This window comes from Collinsella aerofaciens ATCC 25986 (genome assembly GCF_964259375.1).
Lineage (GTDB): Bacteria > Actinomycetota > Coriobacteriia > Coriobacteriales > Coriobacteriaceae > Collinsella > Collinsella aerofaciens_BO.
Genome location: NZ_CAXVJM010000015.1, coordinates 24,881 through 47,818 on the forward strand (window position 1 = coordinate 24,881; position 22,938 = coordinate 47,818).

The following is a 22,938-nucleotide window of genomic DNA, read 5'->3' on the forward strand; positions in this document are numbered from 1 at the left end:
TTGGTGCTTCTTTATTTGGCATCGGCCCAGGTTATGCCGGTGCTGGCTTCGGCGATGAGGGGTACGCGGAGGTCTACTACGTGCTCCATGACGTCGCGGACCATGGTGGTTAGGCGCTCGACTTCGTCGATGGGGCACTCAAAGTCCAGTTCGTCGTGTACCTGCAGAATCATGTGGGCGGCAAAGCCCTCTTCTTCCAGGCGGCGGCTTACGCGGGCCATGGCGATCTTGATGATGTCGGCGGCGGTGCCCTGCATGGGGTGGTTCATGGCCGTGCGCTCGCCAAAGCCGCGGAGTTGCGGGTTTTTGGCCTTGAGCTCGGGAATATGGCGTCTGCGGCCATACATGGTCTCGGCATAGCCCGTCTGCTTGGCGCGCGCCACCACATTGTCGAGGAACGTGCGCACGCCCGGGTAGGCCTCGTAGTAGCGATCGATCATATCGCGCGCCTCGGCCATCGAGATATGCAGCGACTGCGACAAACCGTAGGCCTGCTGGCCGTACACGATGCCAAAGTTCACGGCCTTGGCGCGGCTGCGTAGGTCGGGAGTCACCTCGGACACCGGCACGCCAAACACGCGCGCTGCCGTCTCGGCGTGGAAGTCCTCGCCCTCGTTAAAGGCGCGCACCAGGTGCTCGTCACCCGAGAGATGCGCCAGCAGACGCAGCTCGATCTGCGAGTAGTCCACCGCCAAAAAGACGCTTCCCTCGCCTGCCGAAAACGCCGTCTTGACGGTACGCCCCAGCTCCGAGCGCGTCGGGATGTTCTGCAGGTTCGGGTCGCTCGAGGACAGACGCCCCGTCGCGGTGATGGTCTGGTTGTACGTGGTGTGCACGCGACCGTCACCACGGCGCAGCGGACCTAGCGTGTCCAGATAGGTCGACTTAATCTTGGACTTCTCACGCCAGTCCAAAATCAGGCGCACGATCTCGTGATCGCGGGCAAGATCGCTCAACACCTTGGCGTTGGTCGAATAGTAACCGCGCTTGGTCTTCTTGAGGCCCTTGGTCGGAAGCCCCATCACATCAAAGAGCACATGCGAAAGTTGCATGGGGCTGCCGATGTTAAAGGTCTCGTCACCCGCCAGGTCGCGAATGCTTCGTTCGACCTCGGTGATCTGGGTCGCCAGACCCTCGGACAGACTGTGCAGGCGGTCGGGGTCCACGAGCATGCCCGCGCGCTCCATCTTGGCAAGTACCGGAACGAGCGGCATCTCGATGCCATCGAACACGTTGGCAGCGTTCTCACGGGCCATGCACTCGCGCAACGGCGCCACGAGCGCCAGCGTCAGAGCCGCAGTACGGGCGGCAGGCGCCGGAGCGTCCTCACCAGCACCCTCTGCACCGCGCGCCGCAGGCAACGCCATCTGCAGATAGGTATCGGCCAGATATGCCTCATCGAACTCGGAGCGATCGGAATCCAGCAGATAGGCAGCGACCACGGTATCGAAGATACGCGTGGAATCGGCAGCGAGCGGATCCATGAGCTCGGGCTCAGAAGAATCGATGGGCGAAAGCTCGTGCAGCAGCGCTTTCGTATCCGGGCTCGCCACGCGGCCCTCCATAAACAGGCGCGCAAGCACGCCGGCGATCACACCGTGAGCGAAGTTGAAGCCCTCAACCTCAGCCGCCGCACAGCTGTCGCCCTCCTCGAGCGCGAACAGGCCCTTGGACGTCGCCAACCACAGCGTGCGCGTCAGCCCAAAGAGCGCGCCCTCTTCCTTGTCGTCGTCCACCACGGCGGCGACCCACTCACCGGCACCAATCGCGCGGGAGACCTCAGCCGCAACGGCACCAAGCGCGTCGGCATCGCCGGCGGCTGCGCGAACCATAGCAGGTATCTCAAACACACTGGAGGCAGCAGCCCCGCCCTCGCCGCCGATCAGCGCCAAGAAACGGTTCTGCATGGCGGTGATACCAAGCGTACCCAGCGCCGCGGAAACCTCATCGGCAGAAAACGCCGGGAAGGACGTCGCCTCAAAGTCGAGCTCGACGGGCGCATCGGTGCGAATGGTCGCAACCTTGCGGCTCAGTAGTGCGTCATCGATGTGTGCACGCAGGTTCTCGCCCATCTTGCCCTTGACCTCATCGGCATGCGCGATGACTTCGTCCAGGCTACCGTACTTCGCAATGAGCGCACTCGCCTTTTTGGGACCGATGCCCGGTACACCGGGGATGTTGTCGGACGTATCGCCCTTTAGACCGTAAAAATCGGGCACGAGCGCCGGCGTAATGCCGTGATACAGGTCGTCCACGCTCTCGGGCGTCATAATCGCCACGTCGGACAGGCCCTTGCGGGTCGAGACCACGTTGACGTGCTCGGTCACGAGTTGATACATGTCGCGGTCGCCGGTCACCAGTAGCATGTCGCAGCCGGCCTCTTCACCCAGGCGCGCCATGGTTCCCAGGATGTCATCGCCTTCCCAGCCCTCGGACTGCAGAATCGGCACGTTGAGCGCGGCGAGCAGCTCCTTAATCATAGGGAACTGCGCATGCAGATCGGGGTCCATGGGCGGGCGTTGCGCCTTATACTGCGGCAGCATCTCCATGCGCACGCGCGGTTTACCCTTGTCAAACGCCACGACGACGCCGTCGGGGTTAAAGGCATCGATCATCTTGAGAAACATGTTCAGAAAGCCAAAGATCGCGTTGGTGGGGCGACCGTCCGGCGCGTTCATGGTCGGCGGCACGGCGTGGAAGGCGCGATGCATGAGCGAGTTGCCGTCGATAACGGCAAAGGTGCGGCGCTTGTCAGACATATTGAATACCTCGCTTTGGGCTGGGCACGGTTTGCTCACTCCAGTTTACACGCTCCCCGCCCCGCGGCCACCTCACATCAAGCTCCCCCGCCACCGTGAGCCCGCGCGTGATACGATGGCTCACGGTACATCAACCAGCACGATCGATCCGAAAGGAGCCTGCGTCATGGAGCGTCCCTGCGCATGGAAAAAGTACACGCCACAGCAAGTCGAGGAACTCGAGGAGCTTTGCCGCGGCTATAAGCAGTTTTTGAGTGAGAACAAGACCGAGCGCCTGTGCGTCAAGACCGGTATCAAGATGGCCGAGGAGGCGGGCTACGTCAATCTGGAGACCGTGATCGCCGAGGGCCGCGCGCTCAAGGCCGGCGACAAGGTGTACGCCGCCAATCACGGCAAGGACCTCATGCTCGTCAACCTGGGCACCGCCCCGCTCGAGCAGGGCTTTAACATCTTGGGCGCCCACGTGGACTCGCCGCGCCTGGACCTTAAGCAGAACCCCGCCTTCGAGGCCGGCGACATGGCCTACCTCGACACGCACTACTACGGCGGCGTCAAGAGCTACCACTGGGTCGCTTCCCCGCTCGCACTCGTAGGCGTCATCTGCAAAAAGGACGGCACCACCGTCGACATCAACATCGGCGACAAGGCAGACGATCCGGTCTTTACCATCTCCGACCTGCTAATCCACCTCTCGAGCGAGCAGATGGCCAAGCCCGCCAAGGACGCCGTCGACGCCGAGATCCTCGACGTGATCGTGGGCGGCCGTCCCGTCAAGTTTGACGAGGACGACAAGAACGCCCCCAAGGAGCCCGTCAAGCAGATGTTCCTTGACATCCTCAAGGAGCAGTACGACGTCGAGGAGGAGGACTTCCTCTCCGCCGAGATCGAGGTCGTGCCCGCCGGCCCGGCCCGTGACATGGGCCTCGACCGCTCCATGATTCTGGGCTATGGCCACGACGATCGCGTCTGCGCTTACCCCTCTATGCTTGCCCAGATCGACGTCGCAAACGTGGAGCGCACGAGTATCACGCTCATCGTCGACAAGGAGGAGATCGGCTCCGTAGGTGCCACCGGCATGACGAGCCGCTTCTTCGAGAACACCGTCGCCGAGATCATGACGCTCGCCGGCGAGGATAGCCCGCTGGCCCTGCGCCGCGCGCTCGCCCGCAGCCGTATGCTCTCCTCCGACGTGTCCGCCGGCTTCGACCCGGGCTACGCCGGCAAGTTCGAGACCAAGAACGCCGCCTTCATGGGTCGCGGCCTGTGCTTCAACAAGTACACGGGCAGCCGCGGCAAGGGTGGCTCCAACGACGCCGACGCCGAGTACGTGGCCCTCGTCCGCGACATCATGGACGAGGCCGGCGTGGACTTCCAGACCTGCGAGCTCGGCCGCGTCAACGCGGGCGGCGGCGGCACCATCGCCTACATCATGGCCAAGTACGGCATGAACGTCATCGACTCCGGCGTTGCCGTCCTGTCCATGCACGCCCTGTGGGAAGTCGCCAACAAGGCCGATATCTACGAGGCCTACCGCGGCTACAAGGCCTTCCTCGAGCGTGCCTAATCCACCCTTGTAAAACGAGCCCAAACAGCCCTTTATAACTTGCGGTGAAATAGTTCCCAGACATGCCTTTTAACAGGCAAAACAGGAATTATTCCACCGCAACTTCCTTTTTGGCAGAGGAGAGTCCGTGCTGCAGGTCATCATTTCGCCCGCCAAGCAAATGCGCGCGGCCCAAGATGCTTTTGAAGTCCTGGGCATTCCACCCTTTGTGCGCGAGACGGCTCGCCTCCACCGCGCACTGCTAGATATCGAGCGGAATGAAGGCAGAGCCGGCCTGCAGGCGCTGTGGAACGTGAGCGACAGGCTGCTGGGGCCTTGCCTCAACACCCTGCATGAGTTCGGGCCCATCCTGAAAAACGGCGATCTCGACAATCCCGCACTCGCCCGTCACCTCTCCCCTGCCGTCATGTCCTATCACGGCATTCAATACCAGAGCATGGCACCCGAGGTGATGGATGCCGCGCAGCTCGCATGGCTGCAAGACTATCTGTGGATCCTCTCGGGCCTTTACGGATGCATACGCCCCTTTCATGCCGTCGAACCGTATCGGCTGGAGATGGGCGCGAAGCTCGCCGTTGACGATGCCCGAGACCTCTATGCGTTTTGGAGCGACAAGCTCGCGCGGGCTATCGCCCCGGCAGGCTCAAACACCACGATCGTCAACCTCGCCAGCGTAGAATACGCCAAAGCCGTTCTGCCCCACCTCGCGGACGACGCCACAGCCGTCACGTGCCTCTTTGGCGAGGGCATCCGCAACGGGAGGCCCATCCAACGGTCGACCGCCAGCAAAAAGGCGCGCGGCTCCATGGTGCGGTGGATGGCGGAAAACAAGGTCGAGGACGCCGGCCGTCTCACCGAGTTCAACATCGGCTATCGCCACGCCCCCGAGCTCTCATACCCAGGCACCCTCGTGTTCATCAACGAACAGGTGCTCTAGAGCAGCCACCCAAAACTGACCGCTCAGCCTTCTCTATATAACTTGCGGTGGAATAGTTCCTATTTGAGCCTTTTATCGCACAAACGGGAACTATTCCACCGCAACTTTTATGAATTGGCTGGCTAGGCTCGACACCTATTCTGCTAGACCGTCGGCCTTTGCAATCCCGTTTGTCGAACCGTCCTGATAGACAATCTTGACGTGCTCAACCTCGGACACCGCAACACCCGTCGGAGGCTCCAGACGCCATTCCGTCAGGGCGATATCCATGGTCGTGGGCACATCTCCTTGATCTTTGAGCTTCACCGTCAGCGTTTTGAGCGCCGCGTCAAACGTCACGCGTTCGATTTCTTCGCCTGGAATGGACCCACCACTCAGCTGCAACTGCACAAACTCATCGCGCGGGTACCAATAATCGCCCGGAATGGCGAGCGTATTGGCATTACCGCCAGTACTCCTCACCGTCATAATCGGTAGGCTATCATCGGCCTCAAACTCCCAGGCAGTGCCGCCGCGACCACCAAACGTCCAGATACAAACGGCAATCACAAGCACGGCAAGCACCGCAAAACCAATCGCGACAAGGCCATGGTGCGCACGGCTTTCCTCGGCCGATACATCCCATTGCGTCTCTCGATATAGATGCTTGTCTTCCATGTTCGCCTCCTCACAGGCACGCTCGTTAGGCCAATCGTACCCATTCAGGCTATACTTGAGCCCACCACTTAAACGGGGAGCTTGCAGGACAAGACGGCAGGCTGAGACTGGGCGCGCCCGCCCTGACCCGCAAACCTGATATGGGTAATGCCAACGAAGGGAGCCGTGCCAATGAGCACACAGACCGAGCCCAAGCTCGTCACGCAAATCGACTTCGCCCGCGCCGGACAGATCACGCCGCAGATGAAGGAAGTCGCCGAGCGCGAGCATCGCGACCCCGAGTACATCCGTGAGCGCGTGGCCGACGGCCGCATCGCCATCCCCGCCAACATCGTGCACATCAAAAAGGGCATGCGCGCCTTTGGCGTCGGCGAGGGCCTGTCCACCAAGGTCAACGTGAACCTGGGCATCTCGGGCGACAAGGCCGACGCCGCCGAGGAATGGAAGAAGGTCAAGATCGCCGAGGACTTTGGCGCCGACGCCATCATGGACCTCTCCAACTCGGGCAAGACACGCCAGTTCCGCCAGCAGCTCATCGACGAGACGCCGCTCATGGTGGGCACCGTCCCCATGTACGACGCCATCGGCTACATGGAAAAGCCGCTGGTCAAGCTTACCAAGGACGACCTGCTCGAGGTCGTGCGCGCACACGCCGAGGACGGCGTGGACTTTATGACCATCCACTGCGGCATCAATAAATCGGTCATCAAAACTTTCAAGGAGACCGGCCGCCTTATGAACATCGTCAGCCGCGGCGGCTCGCTGCTGTTTGGATGGATGGAGGTCACCGGCAACGAGAATCCGTTCTACGAGTTCTACGACGAGGTGCTCGAAATCTGCCACGAGTACGACGTGACCATCTCGCTCGGCGACTCCTGCCGCCCGGGCTGTCTCTACGATTCCAACGACGCCACCGAGACCGCCGAGATGATTGAGCTCGGGAAGTTGTGCAAGCGCGCCTGGGCCGCCGGCGTCCAGGTTATGGTCGAGGGACCGGGCCACATGGCGCTCGACGAGATCGCTGCCAATATGAAGCTGCAGAAGCGCCTGTGCCACAACGCCCCGTTCTATGTGCTCGGGCCGCTGGTGACCGATATCGGCGTGGGTTACGACCACATCACCGCAGCCATCGGCGGCGCTATCTCCGCGAGCTCGGGCGCCGACTTCCTGTGCTACGTGACGCCCGCCGAACACCTGTGCCTGCCCAACGCCCAGGACGTGCTCGACGGCCTCATGGCCACCAAGATCGCCGCACACGCCGCCGACATCGCCAAGAAGGTGCCCCACGCCCGCGACATGGACGACAAGATGGGCCAGGCACGCCGCAAGCTCGACTGGGACGCCATGTGGAAGTGCGCGCTCGACCCGGTCACCGGCAAGAAGCGCTACGAGGAATCCCCTGCCGCCACCGAGGGCACTTGCACCATGTGTGGCAAGATGTGCGCCGTCCGCACCGTTAACAAGGTGTTCGAAGGCACGACGATCGACCTCGGCATGGAGGACTAACTCGTCACCGGAGCCACAAACGGCCACAAGGTGTTCGTCAATTGTTGACATGTGAACATTTGCTTGCGTTTGCGTAAAGATTGCACTACCCGCCCGGGATCGGCATACAGCCGGACCGGGCAACTTTATAATGCAGGCAGAAGACCCATTTGAATCCGACCGAACAAGGGAGCGAACATGGATCGCAGTAAGGTACCCGCCGTTCTATCCATCGCAGGATCCGATTCCAGCGGTGGTGCCGGCATTCAAGCCGACATCAAGACCATCACGGCGCACCGCCTGTATGCCGAGACGGCCATCACGGCCATCACCGCACAGAACACCCTGGGCGTCACCGCTGTGCAGAACATCTCCCCGGATATTGTCGCAGCGCAGATCGATGCCGTTTTTGACGATATCCGACCCAGCGCCGTCAAGATCGGCATGGTTTCCTCTGCCGAGATTATCGAGGTTATCGCCGACCGCCTGAGCGCTTGGGACGCAACCAACGTGGTCGTCGACCCCGTTATGGTCGCCACGTCGGGCGCTCGCCTCATTGCCGAGGATGCCGCCGAAGCGCTTACGCGTCGCCTGTTCCCGCTGGCGACCGTCATCACCCCCAACATTCCCGAGGCCATGGCGCTGCTCGACTACGAGGTCGATTCCGAGCGCACACAGCAAAACGCTGCCATGCTCCTCACCCGCCGCTTTGGCTGCGCGTCCCTCGTTAAAGGCGGGCATTTTGTCAACGAGGCCAACGATGTGCTCGCAGAGCCCGCGCCGCTCGATGACGAGGGCAACCACCTGGGTGATCCGCTCACCACGTGGTTCCGCCACAAGCGCATCGAGACCGGCAACACGCATGGCACCGGCTGCACGCTCTCATCCGCCATCGCCTGCGCGCTGGCCCAGGGCATGGATCTTGCCGACGCCGTCAACGCCGGCAAGGCCTACCTAACCGGCGCTCTCGCCGCCGGCTTTGACATGGGCAAAGGTTCCGGCCCCGTCAACCACATGTGGCAGTATTAAAGCCCGCAGCCCAAAACCACCGCAAAGGGGACAGGCACCTTTGCGGTGGTTCCCAAAAACATCTCGATCTGTAACAGTTAGAGCCCATTTTTCGGCCCACCTGTTACAGATCGAGATATTCAAATTCCGCTGAGAAGACAATCTCGATCTGTAACAGTAACTCGGCAAAATCGACCCTAGATGTTACAGATCGAGACAAACGACCGATATCGACCTAAATAATCTCAATCTGTAACATCTAGCCCGTTTTCGGCCTTACAACTGTTACAGATCAAGACAAACAGACGACCCCAAGCCACCGCAAAGGTACCTTTGTGGTGGCTTGGGGTCGCGCTACTCACCGAGCATCTCTTTGAGCTTGGCTGCCACGGCATGTCCCAAGCTCTCATGGCTTTCGGGCATCATATGCAGATAGTCGATATCGCCCGGCTCGGCAAACTCGGCGGCATTCAAAAAGTCGCAGCCAAACTGCTCGGCCACGTGCGCATAGTACTCGCCAAAATGTTCAGATGCCTCAACGGAATGCTCGTCAAAGTCGGTCATATACACATCGGCGATCTGCGGCTTGATCTTGATAGGAGCCATCAGCAGAATGTGCGGACAAGGCGCAGCGTCGGTCCACGGAAACGCGCGGACGGCGCGAATCAGTGCCATGGTGCCACGGGCGATATCGGAAGCTGTCACGTTAAAGACCGTCTTGCAGTCGTTGGTGCCCAGCATGATCACAATGGCATCCAGCGGCTTATGGGCCTCGAGCAGCATCGGAAGCGCGCGAATACCGTTGAGGTTAGTGTCCAGATGGCACATATCGTCGCGCACCGTCGTGCGGCCGTTGAGCCCCTCCTCAATCACATGCCAGCCATCGCCCAGGTCACGCTGCGCCACGCCGCACCAGCGCACATCCTGCGCATAGCGCACCGCGGTGCCATCGCGCATACCAGCCGGATCATAGCCATAGGTGTTGCTGTCACCAAAGCACAGAACGTTTTTCATCGTAAGCCCTTCCTTTAGTAAAAAGCCGACGGGAGCAGCCCTCCCGCCGGCTCGACCTATCTGTCGGCACGTACCGATTACAGGTACTTGCGCCAATCGTCATCGTCCTCGTCGTCCTCGGCAGCGGCCTGAGCCTGCTCGGCGGCACGGGCGGCCGCAGCGCGTGCGGCAACCTGGGCATAGGACTCCTCGTTGCGCTCGGGGAAGTTTGCCAGCACGTGCTCGAACTTGGCAAAATCCTCATCCCAGCGCGTAGAAGGCACGGCAAAGAACACCTGCTTGACCTTAAAGTCGCCCGATGCGAGCTCCTCGCGGAAGAGCTCTGCCACGGCCTCGGCGTCAAAGCCGTTATTGTCGCAGCCCCAAGCACCCAGCACGAGCTTCTCGCGACCCAGCTCATCGCAGATGGCAAGGACAAAGCGGATGCGGTCGCGCAGGGCATCCAACAGGGCGTCGTCGCTCACGCGGTACTCCTGGCGGGCACGCCTGACGTTGGGCGCGGCGGCAACGATTACATCGGCGTATGCGTGCACGTGGTTGCGGTCGAAGCGCACGGCGGGCACCACCAGCGCACGATTGCGGTACAGCTCGCAGTTGATGTTGCGGCGACGGTTCTCGCCGTACCACTTGCGCTGCTTGTCGAGCACGTTGTACAGGTACGAATCGGCGCAGAGCGTCGCCTCCTGGCCCAGGTAGCCCTGGATATAGCCGCCGCCCGGATTGGTAAACGAGGCAAAGGCAAGCACGGCCATATCGCAGAACTGCGCATAGCCGCGGCCGTTATCGAGGATTGCCTGCGTGGCGGAGGCATCAAGCACAGTGACCTCGGGCAGGACCGGAGCAGCCTCCTCCGCGGGCGCGGACTCAGCCTCGTCGGCCGACTCGGTGGACTCGGGTGCCGCCTCGGGCTCGACCGCAGTCTCCACCTCGGCAGTCTCCACCTCAGCGGCCTCAGCAGCCTCGACGTCCTCGGCAACCGGCTCCTCGGCAGCCGCAGCCGCCTGGGCCTTGGCCTTCATCGCCGCGACAAAACCGGCAGGCATACCATCGAACTCGCGCACGCCGGCAAGCGAACGCTCGATGTCCTTGGCGCAGGCCTCGGACACAGCCGCCACATGGCGCTCGGCGGCCTTGGCACGCGCCTCGCGCTTGGGATTGGGCTGACCCGCTCGGTTAGACCTGCGGTTACGGTTCCTGTTGTCGACATCTGCCATACGTGGCCACCTTTCCTGTCGCTGCCGCTATCGGCTTTTTCCCATCCATGATACCCCGCCACGCACAAAAAAGACGGCCCCGAAGGACCGCCTTTCGTATCGTTTTACCGTGTCCGGCAGGAAGCGTCGCAATGCCGCGCTAGTCGCGACGACCGAGAATGTTCAGGATGCGCAGGAACACGTTGATAATGTCCACGAACAGGTTGGACGCCATGAGCACCGCATTGGGCAGCGTGGGCGGCACCGTCGTGGCAACATAGGTGTCGTAGCCAATAAACCCGGCGAACACCACGATCACGATCAGATCGGTGATGGGCTGCGAGACGCCCATGAACATCAGCACGATCTCGACCAGAATCGTGGCGAGCAGAATGCCAAAGCCGATGCCATATACGCGCTGGAAAAACTTGGGGAACGTCACGCCCAAGGCACCAAAGACAAAGGTGATGGCGGCCGTGGCGATAAAGGCAGTGTTGATAGTGGGCAGGTCATAGTTGGCAAGGCCAAACGACGCGGTCAGGCCAAAGGTGCTCGCAAAGATCACGTAACCCACGAGCGACAGGCCCACGGACTGCTTGCCCGCAGCAGCCGACATCATGACGATACCGACAATAGTCAGGATAAACGAGCCAAAGACCAGCGGCAAAGCGGCGCCGCTCATCATCATGCGGGCAAACGCCATGGTGCTCGTAAAGTAAGCACCGGCGCCCATGGCGCAAAAGCCCAAGAAGATGAGAGCAGACATGGCGAGATTGTACGCGCGCGGCGACATCTCCTTGGCGCGACTTGCGCCGGTCTCGATGGGGCCGTTCTGATAGCCCTGGATATCGTTCATACTTCGTCCTTTCAAAAAGCGCACGACAGCGCCGTAGGTGACAAGATTCCTGCCATTGTACCCGAATGCCGTACGTCCTTACCTACGGCGCTCGCCCTCAAGCGTACGATCAAAGGCCCAGACCCACCAACGCATCACGTGCGCCTGCGAGCCGTCCGCCCGCTCGCGCGTCTGGTCCTCCAGATACAACTCGGTCGCGTGCCCACCAAAACGCACCTTATATGTTGCCGTACGGATGCCGTGGACCATCAGGCCAAACCCAGTGGTCGAGATAATTTCGTCGATCGTAAAACAACGGCCGTCGACCCAGCAGACGGTGACCGGCACGACCTGTCCGCCCGCGAGGATGCGAGCCACGACGTCCACATACTGCTTGTGCACGCGCCGAGTTTTGCCGTCTGTCTGTCGATATTCCATGCCCCCTATTATCGAACGCATGTTTGCATGTTGTAAAGCGAACAGACTGTGGTTTTGGAGTGTCGTAGCAATCGCACGTGTCCGCATGGCGTGTTAGCAAAAAGAACACCCGCGGTCAACAGGGCTAATATTCAATTTTAGTGCCAAAAAGTTCACTTCTCCCATCAGAACTCGGTAAAGAAACCCGCAGGAGGTGATACGATTTATCATGTTTTTGTAACGTGCCTGCAAACTTCGAGAAAGCCCATATATGGACGTAACGTTCTCAACCTTCCTCGGCCAAATTGTGTCGAACCCAGTCCTTGCCGTCACCGTGATCCTCGCGTTGGGCGCCATCTTCGTCAATGGATGGACCGACGCGCCCAACGCCATCGCGACCTGCGTCACTACGCGTTGCATGCCCGCCCGCGCCGCCATTCTCATGAGCGCCGCATTCAACTTCCTCGGCGTGCTCATCATGACGCACTTTAACGCGAGCGTCGCCAACACCATCTCACATATCGTCGACTTTGGCGGAAACAGCACCATGGCGCTCGCCTGCCTGTGCGCGGCGCTGTTCTCCATCGTCGTCTACGGCGCCACGGCGTCGCGTTTTGGCATCCCCACCTCGCAAAGCCACAGCCTTATCGCCGGCCTGACCGGTGCCGCCATCGCCCTCGGCGGCGCGAACAGCGTCAACGTCCACGAGTGGATGAAGGTCATCTACGGCCTGGCGCTCTCCATCGGCCTGGGCTTTGTTATGGGCTGGGTCCTGTGCAAGCTCGTCTCGATTCTTTTCGCCGCCGCCAACAGGCGACGTGCCAATGTCTTCTTTAAATACGCTCAGATCGCGAGCGCTGCGGCCATGAGCTTTATGCACGGCGCGCAGGATGGACAGAAGTTCATCGGCGTGCTCTTTTTAGGTGTCGCCTTCGCCAACGGCCAGACGAGCGTCGGCGATGCCGGCATCCCCATCTGGATTATGCTGCTGTGCTCGGCCACCATGGGCATCGGCACCAGCGTGGGCGGCGAGCGCATCATCAAGTCCGTCGGCCAGAGCATGGTCAAGCTCGAGAAGTATCAGGGATTCTCCGCCGACCTCGCGGGCGCCGCGAATCTGCTGCTTGCCACCCTTACCGGTATCCCCGTGTCCTCCACCCACATCAAGACCTGCGCCATCATGGGCGTCGGTGCCGTCAAGCGCCTTTCGGCCATCAACTTCGGCGTGGTCAAGGACATGATGTTCACCTGGTTCTTCACCTTCCCCGCCTGCGGACTCATCAGCTTTGTCATGGCCAAGCTGTTCATGATGTTCATCTAGTCAAACCGAACGTCCATCCGGACCGTAATACTTCGCCCACCCGTCTTCGCCTCGAAAGGACCCACCCATGGCAAAGAAACCCGATTCGTTCTACTTTGACAACTACGTTGCCTGCGCCGACCTAGCCGTCCAGGCTGCAGAGTTGCTCACCAAGATTTTCGAGAACTTCGATCCCGCGAAGATTCACGATATGCTCGACAAGATGCACGCGATCGAGCATGCGGCCGACAAGAAGCATCATGAGCTTGAAGACGCCCTGCTCACGGCCTTTATCACCCCGCTTGAGCGCGAGGATCTGGACCTGATGAGCTGCTCGCTCGACACCGTGCTCGACCGTATCGAGGGCGTCGTGCAGCGCGTCTACTTCACCAACATCCAGAGCATCCATCCCGATGCCATCGTGATCGCCCACAAGGTGACCGATGCCTGCCGCGCCATGAAGGACCTGATGGTCGAGCTTCCCAATTACCGCAAGTCCAAGACCCTGCGCGAACTCGTCATCCAGATCAACACGATCGAGTCCGAGGCCGACGAGCTCTACATCAACGCTATGCGCAACCTGCATGTCAACGGCAAGGATCCGCTCGAGGTCATCGCCTGGCGTGACGTCTACGCCTTCCTGGAGTACTGCGCCGACTGCTGTGAAAATGTGGCCGATGTCGTGGATTCGATTGTCATGAAGAACAGTTAATTGGGGGTACGTGTCCCGGCGGTCGCGGGCCCGACCACTAATAACCTTTTTCACTCCGGCTGCAAGCAGAGTCGTTCAAAAGGGTATTAGTGGTCGGGCCCGCTCCCTTACGTACCACCATTGGAAACTTTGGCTGATACTTTGAAAGCGATGGGGCTTTTGTTGGCAGGGCCTTGGGGCCCGATTGGAAACTTTGGGACCGCTTTAAACGTTTGGCTGAATGTTGCTTTGGGTACCCTTTTGCTTAGTTTTGGGTTGTTTTATTAGCTTTGGAGGCTCGTATGGGGTATTTGGATTTGGCTCGGACTCGGTATTCTTGTCGTTCTTTTGAGGATCGGCCTGTTGAGCAGTCGGTGGTGGATGCCATTGTTGAGGCGGGGCGCATTGCTCCTTCTGCTTGTAATAATCATCCAACCCGTGTGATGGTGCTTGATACTCCGGAGTTGTTGGAAAAGGCTGCTGCTTGTCAGCCGCGCTTTGCTCGTGAGGGGTCTATCTTTGGGGCTCCGCTTATCTTTCTTATTTGCAGCGTTACTGACGATGCTTGGGTGCGCCCTTATGACCAGATGAACTCCAGTGCCATCGATACTTCGATTGTCTGCGATCAGATGATGATGGAGGCCGAGGAGCAGGGCCTGGGAACGTGCTGGGTATGCCATTTTAAGCCCGAGCTAGCCCGCGAGCAGTTCAACCTGCCCGAGGGCGTCTATCCCTATCACATGCTCGTCTGCGGCTATCCCGCCGACCATATCGCCGACCCCGAGCATCGCGAGGCCCGCACCATTCCCCTCTCCGACTTCATCCTTAAGTAGATTATTGGGACATGCCTTAACATCTGCCTTTGACCTCCAGCCCGTCCGCCGAGCTCTGCACCACCACGCGCAGGGCTCGGCGTTTTGTTTTCCAACCCGTTTACAGCCACAAAAAAGGAGCCCGCAAGTGCGAGCTCCTCTTAAGAACGCTAGATTGTAAGTCTGGTGCTAATCCAAATCGTCGGCGGCGAAGTTGTCGATCGGTGCGAAGGGATCGGCAACGGGGATAACCGGCTCGGCGACGGGCAGCGGCTCGGCAGCAGGAACGGTCACAGCCGGAGAAGCGGCGGAACCGACCGGCGTGGAAGCCATGAGATCGGACGGGAAGGAGTTCTGAGCATCGTCCATGAAGTGCTGGATGAGCTTGAGGTACTCGGCCTTAAACTCCTCACGGGAAGCCTTAAGACGGTCGATCTCCTCAAGCTCGGCCTGCTTCTCGGTCAGGGCCTGACGGATGACCTCGCGGGCCTTGGCGTCGGCCTCGTTGCGGATGCGGTCGGCGTTCTCGTTGGCGTCGTTGACAATGCCCTCGGCGGTCTGCTGGGCAGCAATAAGGGCAGCGGAAATCTGGCGCTCCTGAGCGGAGAAGTCGGGTGCAGGAGCGGCCACGGGGGCGGCGGGAACGGCCTGCGCGGCAGCGTCCTGAGCCTGAGCAAGCTGGGCCTGCGTATCGGCGAGCTGCTGCTCGGTGGCGGTCAGACGACCCTTAAGATCGACAATCTTGGCGAGCATGGCATCGACCTCAGAGGACAGGGTCTCCAGGAAGACGTCGACCTCGGCGGGATCGTAGCCGCGCTTGGCCTCAGAGAAGGTCTGAGCCTGAATGTCAGCAGGGGTAATAGCCATAACAAGTTCTCCTTTATCTTCGCCTTGGCGCCGTGCGCCCGACGTGAGTTACTAAGCCAGTTTTATATGAGTATACCTATAAGAAGTTGCAGAACCAGCTTCTGCACCAACTGCAACGCAATAATCGCAACGACCGGTGAAAAATCGACGCCGCCCATGGGCGGGATAAACCGGCGGAACAAATTGAGCCACGGGCCGCACACGCTATCGAGGACGGCGGCGATATCCTGTAGCAATCCGCCCTGTTTCATAGGGATCCACGTCATAAGGCAGTAGACCACGATGAGCGTGGAGTAGAAGTTGAACAGCGTATTGACCAGCTGGACAATGGTGTAGATGTTGATGAGAATCTCCTCGTCTTGTCTTTACTTAAGGTAGCCGTCGGCACGGAGCTTCTTGAGGTCCGAATCCTTGACCTCGCAACCGGCGGGCAGCACCATAAACACGCGATCGCCAACCTCTTTAACGGTGGCACCCAGGCCGCAGGCAAACCCGTAAGAGAAGTCCAGGACGCGCTTGGCGACCTCGGTACGAACGCCCACAAAAATCAGCGCGACAGGCTGCTTGGTGCGCACGCGGCGCACGACGGTCTCCACGTCGTCATAGCTCTCGGGGCGCAGGACATAAGCCGGCAGCTGCGGCGTAGCGTTGATGATATTGCTCGCATACGCCGAAGCATCGCTCGGTGAGGGAGCAGGTGCGGGGGCAGCAGCGCGGGCACGCGTGCTCTCGGCATAGCTCGACGGCGTGTCGTAGGCACCGGGACGATAACCGCCCGCAACCGTCTCCTGCGAGCGCGATGGCGGGTTGTAGGTCGTAGCGTGGCGAGAATCGTCACCGACCAGCTGACCGGAGCGCGTGTACACGGCCACCGACTCGGCCTCGCCGCGGCGCGTCTGACCCAACAGGCCGTTGCTCGGCTCGTCCTGGGTGTAGAAGCCCTCGCCCGAAGCACCGCTGTAACCGTTGTTCTGGTAGCCGTCGTCATAGCCATCATCGTAGCCGTAGTCGTCGTCCTGACCATAACCCTGGTCGTAACCCTGCTGGCCGCCCAGGTGCATCTTATTTTTAATCTCGTCAAGGAAGCCCATGGTTGTGTCCTCTCGCGGTTTAGTGCAGGCGCTCTGATAATCAGTGCGCACTTCAGAGCCTTATTTTACTGCAAACTCCGGGCTAAATACTACCCTGCCCAGGCGAACGAGCGTAGAGCCTTCCTCAAGGGCAGGCTCAAAGTCCTCGCTCATGCCGCAGGAAAGTTCGGGCAGGCTCAGATCGGAGTGCGTCGCCTCAAGCTCATCCCTTAGCTCGCGAAGTCCGGCAAAGGTGCGGCGCGCCACATCTTTATTACCCCGTGGTGCCATAGTCATAAGGCCCTGCACACAAATTCCCTCAAGCTCCGCAAGCTCACCTGCGGCGTCTCGGACCTCGTCGGGCGAAAAGCCGCCCTTGGACTCCTCGCCGCTCACATTGACCTCGATCAGCACGCGCTGGGGGCCGGAGAGCTCGCCCGCCTCAATCTTGCGGACCGCACGGCTCGAGATAGCCTGAGCCAAATGCAGCGATCCCACCGAATGAATCAGCTCGGCCGAGCCCAGAACCGCATTGATCTTGTTGGTCTGCAGGTTGCCGATCATATCGAAGCGCACCTCGGGTAGCTCCGGATGCTCCGCGAGGCCTGCAAGCTTGCGAACGAGCTCCTGCGGGCGGTTCTCGGCAAAATGGCGATACCCCGCCTGGATAGCGGCAACGGTCTCATCGACGCCAACAGTCTTGGAGACGGCAATCAGGCGCGCGGCATCGTGGGGACGGCCCGCGCGATCGAGTGCTGCATAAAAACGCTCCAGAATCTGCTCGCGGCGAGCGCGCATCAAGTCCAAATAGTTATCCATTGCCAATCGCCTCCGCAGACAGCCAAACAAGTAGTCCCATGCTAACGCAAGAGCGCGGCCTCGCATGTGCAAGGCCGCGCTCACATAGGTATTTACAATCTTTCGACGAACGGGGCCACCCTACTCCTCGTCGTCCTCGGAGTCGTCCTCGTCCTCGAGGTGCTCGAGCAGGTAGCGGAGACCCTCGCTCACCTCGTTAGCGGGCACTTTGGCAACATAGTGTGCATCGACGGCAGGCCTCATGATGACGCCCTCGCCCGAAGGCACGCGCATGCTCTCAAGCTCATCCTCGTCCGTACGGGCGATATCGCCGGCAGTCATGCGCTGGCCGGTCAAAAGGAAGGTCAGACGGCAGGCGGCATCAATGGAAATCGAGGCGATGCGATCGAGGTAGCGCGAAACCATGATGGCACGGCGCAGATCGTCATAGTTACTGTCGTCGTCCATAAAATCGCCCGTGTCCATGCGGTTGAAGGTACGGAAGAACTTCTCGTACGCCGCGTGCACCGGCTCGTCCTCGCCGGCCAGGTTGCAGATGATGGACATATCGTTGGTGACGAGCGCAGAAAGTGACGAACCCAGCACCTGGTAAACAGCCTCGGCCTCGGCCTCGACCGTAGCGACAAGTTCCTGGGGCAGCGAGATGTCGGCCTTGACCATGTGACGCGTGGCGCGGCAGATCTGGCGAACCTTATCGGTCATGCGCTGCAGGTTAAAGTCGACGTAGATGATCGTCTGCAGCAAGCGGAAGTCGGAGGCGACCGGCGACTGCGTAGCGATCAGGTTGTAGCACACGGCCTCCAAGTTGGCGCAGCGCGCATCGATCGAGAGCGTGCGCTTCTTGGTCTTGGTGGCGAGCTTGCGATCGTCGGTCACATAGGCCTTCACGGTGTCGTGAAGCGCCAGGTCTACAGCCTCGTAGATGCTCAGCATCTCGTGACGGGCTTCGATGAGCTGACGGGAAAACAGTTTGCGCATGGTTCACTCCAATCAGTTGGGTGCGGTCATGCCGCCCGCACAGTGAATACGCACCGGACCAGGTCCGATCGGCTTGGGACTAGTCGCACCGATCAGCCAAAGCGGCCGGTGATATAGTCTTCCGTCCGTGAATCCACCGGGCTGGTGAAGATCGCGTCGGTTTGACCATACTCGATGAGCGTGGCGGGCTCGCCGGCAACTTCCTGCAAGAAAAATGCGGTGTAGTCGCTAATGCGAGCGGCCTGCTGCATAGAATGCGTGACGATGATGATCGTCATCTCGGGCGCCAGCTCGGCCATCAGATCCTCGACCTTAGAGACGGACGTGGGGTCGATGGCGGAGCAGGGCTCGTCCATCAGTAGGACATCGGGCTGCACCGCAAGCACACGCGCGATGCACAGACGCTGCTGCTGACCGCCCGAGAGCGCCAAACCATCCTTGTTGAGCTGATTGGATACCTCTTTCCAGAGGTTGGCGCGCTTGAGCGATTCTTCCACGATGTCATCGAGGTCGCTTTTGCTAGTCACGCCCTGCAGACGAGGGCCAAAAGCGACATTCTCGTAGATGGATTTGGGAAACGGGTTGGGCTGCTGAAAAATCATGCCCACGCGGCGGCGAAGGTCGACCGGGTCGACGCCCTCGGCATAGATATCGTTGCCGTCGAGCGTCATGGTGCCCTCGACGCGGGTACCCTCGATAAGGTCGTTCATACGGTTGATGCAGCGCAAAAACGTCGATTTGCCGCAGCCCGAAGGACCGATAAACGAAGTGATGGCGTTTTTGGCGATGTTGAGGTCGAGCCCCGTCAGCGCATGAAAGTCACCGTACCAAAAGTTGAAATCCTTGGCCGTGATGGCCGCTTGCTCCAGCGTGGGAGCGGACTGATAGACGGACATGGGACTCCTTAACTAGCGGCGTTTGCGCGACAGATAACGCGCAAACAGGTTGAAGGCCAGAATAATCGCCATCAGCAAAAGCGCGGTGCCGTAGGCTGCGTTCATGTTGATGCCGTCATTGGCAAGCAGATAAAGGTGAACGGTCATGGGACGACCGGAATCGAGCGGCGAAATAGGCAGGTTGATGGCCTGACCCATGGTGTAGAGCACCACGGCGGTCTCGCCGATGGCGCGGCCGATGGCAAGGACAATGCCGGTGGCAATGCGGCCAAAGGCAGAAGGAAGCACGATCTTGGAGACGACCTGCCACTTGGTGGCGCCCAGGCCGTATGCGCCCCAACGGATATAGCGCGGAACGGCGCGGATTGCCTCCTCGGTGGTACGCATGACAATGGGCAGCATCAGAAGTGCCAGCGCCAGGGCGGCCGAGACCATCGAAAGGCCCAGACCCATAGCCTCGACAAACAAGGCGTAGCCAAAGAGGCCCATAACAATGGAGGGCACCGAGGCCAGGGCATCGGCAGCATAGCGAATGATGTCGACGACCTTGCCCTGCTTGGCGTACTCGGCCAGATAGACCGCAGCCAAGACGGCAACCGGAGTGCAGATGAGCATGGCGAGCGCCGTCACGTAGATGGTCGAGACGATCGTGGGCCAAATGCCGCCCTCGGCGTTTACGCCCTGCGGCCAGCCAAAGATAAAGTCGAGCGAGATATGCGGCAGGCCGTTGATGACCACGTAGGCGATGATGGCGATCAGCACCAGCGTGGTGATATAGGCCGCGGCGCGAAACACGCCGAGCATGATCTTGTTGGACAGATCCTTGTTGATGCGGCCCTTCTTGCCATGGGAAAGGGCACGCTTGATGCGCTCACGCGACGAGGTCGTATCGACCGTCGTGTCAACGGAATCGGACATAGCCTACCCCCTCTTCTTGGAAATCAGGCGGACGATACCCACCAGTGCAGCGGAGATGATAAACAGGACAACGCCCATGCCGAACAGAGCCGAGCGGTGCAGGCCCGAGGAATAACTCATGTCGAGCGCAATCTGACTCGTGAGCGTCGAGATGGGGCTCGAGATGCTATCCGGAATGACCGGGGCGTTGCCCACGACCATCAGCACGGCCATGGTCTCACCGATGGCACGCCCCATACCCAAGACAATCGCATCGACAATGCCCAGCTTGGCTGCAGGAAGCACGACCTTGTAGATGGTCTGCCACTTGGTGGCACCCATGGCATAGGATGCCTCACGAATGCCCATGGGAATGGAATTGAGGGCATCGATGGTGAGCGTGGTGATGGTGGGAACGATCATGATGGCGAGCACGAACCACGCCGTCAGCGCGCCAAAGCCAAGACCGCCGGTCAGCTGCGCGATAAACGGACGGATGATGACCATGCCAAAGAAGCCGTAGATGATGGAGGGGATGCCCGCCAGCAGGTCGACGGCGGGGCTGATGAGCCTGCGCACGCGTTTGCTGGCGATCTCGACCAGATACACGGCCGTGCCCACACCCAGGGGCACACCCATGGCGAGCGCACCGACAGTCACCAGACCAGAACCCGCCAGCAGCGACATAATGCCGTAGTGGCCCTCAGAGGGTGCCCATGTAAAGCTAAAGAAGTCCGCCAGGCCGATGTCGGTAAAGACCGGCAGCGCCGAGTACGTGGTAAAGACAAAAATCAGGATGACGGTGACGACCGCCAAGAACGCGCAGGCAAAGAAGATCCACTGCAGCGCCTTCTCCTTAAGATAGGTGCTGCGCGACACCAACGCCAACTCACGCTTTTTGGGCACCCGGGTCTCCTGCTCAATCTGGGGGGTTTCCTGTGCTTCCACGCTACTCACTCCCCTTTCCGTCGTTGGTGACGGGAATAAAGCCCGCCTCGCGAATCTGCTTGTCCATCTTTTCGGACGTCACATAGTCGATGTAATCCTGCGCCTGCTGCGAAGGCGTCCCCTTCACAAAGAAGTAAAGGTCACGCGAGATGGGATAGCCGCCACTTGCGACCGTCTTCTCGGATGCCTCGACATGGTTGACCGAAACAGCCTTGACCGAGGTCTTGGCGTTGAGGCTCTCGACAAAACCCAGCGAGATGTAGCCAATGGCGCCACGCGAGCGAGACACGACATCGCGCACCTGGCCCGTGCCCGAAAGAACAGCCGAGCGGCGATCGAATGGCGTGCCGTCCATCACGATAGTGCGGAAGGCCTCACGCGTACCGGACGCCTCGTCGCGGTTGATAACCTGAATCTTCAGGTCCTCTCCGCCGACTTCTTTCCAGTTGGTGATCTTGCCGGCGTAAATATCGCGGAGCTGCTCGGTCGAGAGATTATCGACCGGGTTGTCGTCGTTCACGATGACTGCAATGCCGTCGTGCGCGATAACGATAGGCGTCAGACCCAGGTCTTGCTCATCGGCGTTGAGGCCACGAGAGGAGCTGGCGATATCGGCGGTGCCGGCGCTAACAGCTTCGATGCCAGCAGATGAGCCAAGGCCGGAGACGAGCACGTCGGTGCCGGTCTCCTCTTTAAAGCCCTCGGCCGCGATCTCGGCAATGGGAAGGCACGTCGTAGAGCCGGCAACGGTGATGGAAGAGGTAGAAGATCCCGAGGAGCAGGCGCACAGCGTGAGCGTGAGCACTGCCGCGCTCAGGACCGATGCGATCTTTCTCATAGCATCACGCCGATCGCAGCATGGCGCCCACAGGTCCCGCCCTCGTTGCGATAGGAATAAAAGCGGTCGTTTTGACGCACGGTGGAAAGTTTGGTGTCCACAATGCCATTCACATCGACACCGGCATCCACCAGCGCCTCGCGAATGGCGGCGGAAAGATCGAGCATACGGGAAGCGGTAGCATCGATGCACGCGAACTCGGCGGCAAAGCGATCCATAAGTTCTTGGGACACCTCATACTCGTCACCCAGGATATGGGGCCCAATATAGGCAGAGATGTCCTCCGGCGTGCAGTCAGCCGCCTCGCAGAGTGCTTGGCTGGCCTTGGCGGAAATGCGCGCAATCGTGCCCTTCCAGCCAGAATGCACCACGGCAAAGCCGTTGGGAGCCACCAGCACCACGGGAACACAATCGGCAAAGCAGAGCATCACGGGCACCTCATGGGCCGTACAGACGATGGCATCGCAGCCCTCGGCAATCTGTTCGCGAATGTTCTCGAGATCGTCGGCGCCGTTCGAGGTCACCGTCACGACATGGTCGCCGTGCACCTGATTGGGAACAAGCAGATTATGCTCGCACTCAGCGGCGCCCATGGCTTCGAGCGCTCGACGACGATTTTCTTGAACAGCAAAGGGGTCATCGCCTACATGCGAGCCCAGGTTGAGCGAGGAGTACGCATCTTCGGAAACGCCACCGGTGCGCTCGGTAAAGGCAAAGCGGACATCGTGCGTCGCGCCCTCTACCAACGTAACTCCATCATGGTCGACACGCGAAACGTTGTCCGCACGTGCTGCCATACTAAAGCCTCCTAATAACACAAGTATCGCGGCGAAGCCGCAGCAGTCCGTGTCATACGGCTGCCATACTTCATCAAAAGGATACCCGCAGCGGTAGGGACCAAACGTAAAGGGAACGTAAGGAGATTGGAGGCTTTCGTTTACAAACGAGAAACA

23 protein-coding genes are annotated in these 22,938 nt (G+C 60.2%); 7 read left to right on the forward strand and 16 right to left on the reverse strand.

The window, feature by feature from the left end; translation table 11 throughout:
- Positions 1-11: 11 nt before the first annotated feature.
- Entirely contained in the window at positions 12-2,759 is a 2,748-nt protein-coding gene (gene polA / locus ACEXKH_RS07470; protein WP_373573658.1) for a DNA polymerase I, read from the reverse strand.
- 166 nt (positions 2,760-2,925) lie between these two features.
- On the opposite strand from polA, the gene ACEXKH_RS07475 reads away from it, so the two are divergent.
- Positions 2,926-4,323 (forward strand): aminopeptidase, encoded by a 1,398-nt coding sequence (locus ACEXKH_RS07475; protein ID WP_373573659.1) that lies wholly within the window; start codon positions 2,926-2,928, stop codon positions 4,321-4,323.
- 127 nt (positions 4,324-4,450) lie between these two features.
- Complete coding sequence (locus ACEXKH_RS07480; protein WP_373573660.1) at positions 4,451-5,260, forward strand: YaaA family protein; 810 nt, start codon at positions 4,451-4,453, stop codon at positions 5,258-5,260.
- Between the two features lie 135 nt (positions 5,261-5,395).
- Here the strand turns inward: ACEXKH_RS07480 and ACEXKH_RS07485 are convergent, their stop codons facing one another.
- Positions 5,396-5,917 carry a hypothetical protein gene (locus tag ACEXKH_RS07485; RefSeq protein ID WP_271759113.1) on the reverse strand — a complete coding sequence of 174 codons (522 nt, stop codon included), beginning with the start codon at positions 5,915-5,917 and terminating at the stop codon, positions 5,396-5,398.
- Positions 5,918-6,088: 171 nt separating this feature from the next.
- On the opposite strand from ACEXKH_RS07485, the gene thiC reads away from it, so the two are divergent.
- Together thiC and thiD are read left to right on the forward strand one after the other, a co-directional pair.
- Positions 6,089-7,423, forward strand: a complete 1,335-nt coding sequence (gene thiC / locus ACEXKH_RS07490) for a phosphomethylpyrimidine synthase ThiC (RefSeq protein WP_117803359.1) — start codon at positions 6,089-6,091, stop codon at positions 7,421-7,423.
- A gap of 177 nt (positions 7,424-7,600) precedes the next feature.
- Positions 7,601-8,431 carry a bifunctional hydroxymethylpyrimidine kinase/phosphomethylpyrimidine kinase gene (gene thiD / locus ACEXKH_RS07495; protein ID WP_373573661.1) on the forward strand — a complete coding sequence of 277 codons (831 nt, stop codon included), beginning with the start codon at positions 7,601-7,603 and terminating at the stop codon, positions 8,429-8,431.
- Positions 8,432-8,764: 333 nt separating this feature from the next.
- On the opposite strand, the gene ACEXKH_RS07500 is transcribed toward thiD, so the two are convergent.
- The 4 genes from ACEXKH_RS07500 to ACEXKH_RS07515 form a co-directional block, all read right to left on the reverse strand.
- Positions 8,765-9,424 carry a GDSL-type esterase/lipase family protein gene (locus ACEXKH_RS07500; RefSeq protein ID WP_373573662.1) on the reverse strand — a complete coding sequence of 220 codons (660 nt, stop codon included), beginning with the start codon at positions 9,422-9,424 and terminating at the stop codon, positions 8,765-8,767.
- A gap of 77 nt (positions 9,425-9,501) precedes the next feature.
- Positions 9,502-10,638 (reverse strand): TIGR02452 family protein, encoded by a 1,137-nt coding sequence (locus tag ACEXKH_RS07505; protein WP_373573663.1) that lies wholly within the window; start codon positions 10,636-10,638, stop codon positions 9,502-9,504.
- 139 nt (positions 10,639-10,777) lie between these two features.
- Entirely contained in the window at positions 10,778-11,473 is a 696-nt protein-coding gene (locus ACEXKH_RS07510) for a Bax inhibitor-1 family protein (RefSeq protein ID WP_373573664.1), read from the reverse strand.
- Between the two features lie 78 nt (positions 11,474-11,551).
- The gene (locus tag ACEXKH_RS07515; RefSeq protein WP_117746758.1) at positions 11,552-11,890 is read right to left on the reverse strand and encodes a hypothetical protein; all 339 of its coding nucleotides are present in this window, start codon (positions 11,888-11,890) and stop codon (positions 11,552-11,554) included.
- A gap of 250 nt (positions 11,891-12,140) precedes the next feature.
- Between ACEXKH_RS07515 and ACEXKH_RS07520 the strand changes: the two genes are divergently transcribed.
- The 3 genes from ACEXKH_RS07520 (at position 12,141) to ACEXKH_RS07530 (ending at position 14,693) form a co-directional block, all read left to right on the forward strand.
- Positions 12,141-13,190: an inorganic phosphate transporter gene (locus ACEXKH_RS07520; RefSeq protein ID WP_316364750.1), complete on the forward strand. Its 1,050-nt coding sequence runs from the start codon at positions 12,141-12,143 to the stop codon at positions 13,188-13,190.
- Between the two features lie 67 nt (positions 13,191-13,257).
- A complete protein-coding gene (locus ACEXKH_RS07525; RefSeq protein ID WP_055251695.1) occupies positions 13,258-13,881 on the forward strand; it encodes a DUF47 domain-containing protein in 624 nt (207 codons plus the stop codon).
- Positions 13,882-14,162: 281 nt separating this feature from the next.
- Positions 14,163-14,693 carry a nitroreductase family protein gene (locus ACEXKH_RS07530; protein ID WP_373573665.1) on the forward strand — a complete coding sequence of 177 codons (531 nt, stop codon included), beginning with the start codon at positions 14,163-14,165 and terminating at the stop codon, positions 14,691-14,693.
- A 168-nt stretch (positions 14,694-14,861) separates the two neighbouring features.
- Here the strand turns inward: ACEXKH_RS07530 and ACEXKH_RS07535 are convergent, their stop codons facing one another.
- The 10 genes from ACEXKH_RS07535 to ACEXKH_RS07580 all read right to left on the reverse strand — a co-directional run bounded on the left by ACEXKH_RS07535 (position 14,862) and on the right by ACEXKH_RS07580 (position 22,782).
- Complete coding sequence (locus ACEXKH_RS07535; protein ID WP_343006698.1) at positions 14,862-15,539, reverse strand: DivIVA domain-containing protein; 678 nt, start codon at positions 15,537-15,539, stop codon at positions 14,862-14,864.
- 62 nt (positions 15,540-15,601) lie between these two features.
- Complete coding sequence (locus tag ACEXKH_RS07540; protein WP_324249574.1) at positions 15,602-15,889, reverse strand: YggT family protein; 288 nt, start codon at positions 15,887-15,889, stop codon at positions 15,602-15,604.
- A 15-nt stretch (positions 15,890-15,904) separates the two neighbouring features.
- Positions 15,905-16,630, reverse strand: a complete 726-nt coding sequence (locus tag ACEXKH_RS07545) for a cell division protein SepF (protein WP_195502923.1) — start codon at positions 16,628-16,630, stop codon at positions 15,905-15,907.
- Between the two features lie 60 nt (positions 16,631-16,690).
- Positions 16,691-17,428 carry a YggS family pyridoxal phosphate-dependent enzyme gene (locus ACEXKH_RS07550; RefSeq protein ID WP_373573666.1) on the reverse strand — a complete coding sequence of 246 codons (738 nt, stop codon included), beginning with the start codon at positions 17,426-17,428 and terminating at the stop codon, positions 16,691-16,693.
- 120 nt (positions 17,429-17,548) lie between these two features.
- Positions 17,549-18,406, reverse strand: a complete 858-nt coding sequence (locus tag ACEXKH_RS07555; RefSeq protein WP_373573667.1) for a phosphate signaling complex PhoU family protein — start codon at positions 18,404-18,406, stop codon at positions 17,549-17,551.
- A gap of 92 nt (positions 18,407-18,498) precedes the next feature.
- Entirely contained in the window at positions 18,499-19,302 is an 804-nt protein-coding gene (pstB, locus tag ACEXKH_RS07560; protein WP_089571588.1) for a phosphate ABC transporter ATP-binding protein PstB, read from the reverse strand.
- Between the two features lie 12 nt (positions 19,303-19,314).
- The gene (pstA, locus tag ACEXKH_RS07565; protein WP_320677644.1) at positions 19,315-20,220 is read right to left on the reverse strand and encodes a phosphate ABC transporter permease PstA; all 906 of its coding nucleotides are present in this window, start codon (positions 20,218-20,220) and stop codon (positions 19,315-19,317) included.
- Positions 20,221-20,223: 3 nt separating this feature from the next.
- A complete protein-coding gene (pstC, locus tag ACEXKH_RS07570; RefSeq protein WP_195502930.1) occupies positions 20,224-21,147 on the reverse strand; it encodes a phosphate ABC transporter permease subunit PstC in 924 nt (307 codons plus the stop codon).
- Between the two features lies 1 nt (position 21,148).
- A complete protein-coding gene (locus ACEXKH_RS07575; protein WP_373204618.1) occupies positions 21,149-21,985 on the reverse strand; it encodes a phosphate ABC transporter substrate-binding protein in 837 nt (278 codons plus the stop codon).
- Positions 21,982-22,782 carry a polyphenol oxidase family protein gene (locus ACEXKH_RS07580; protein WP_373573668.1) on the reverse strand — a complete coding sequence of 267 codons (801 nt, stop codon included), beginning with the start codon at positions 22,780-22,782 and terminating at the stop codon, positions 21,982-21,984. Before ACEXKH_RS07580 ends, ACEXKH_RS07575 begins: the two co-directional genes overlap by 4 nt.
- Positions 22,783-22,938: the final 156 nt, after the last annotated feature.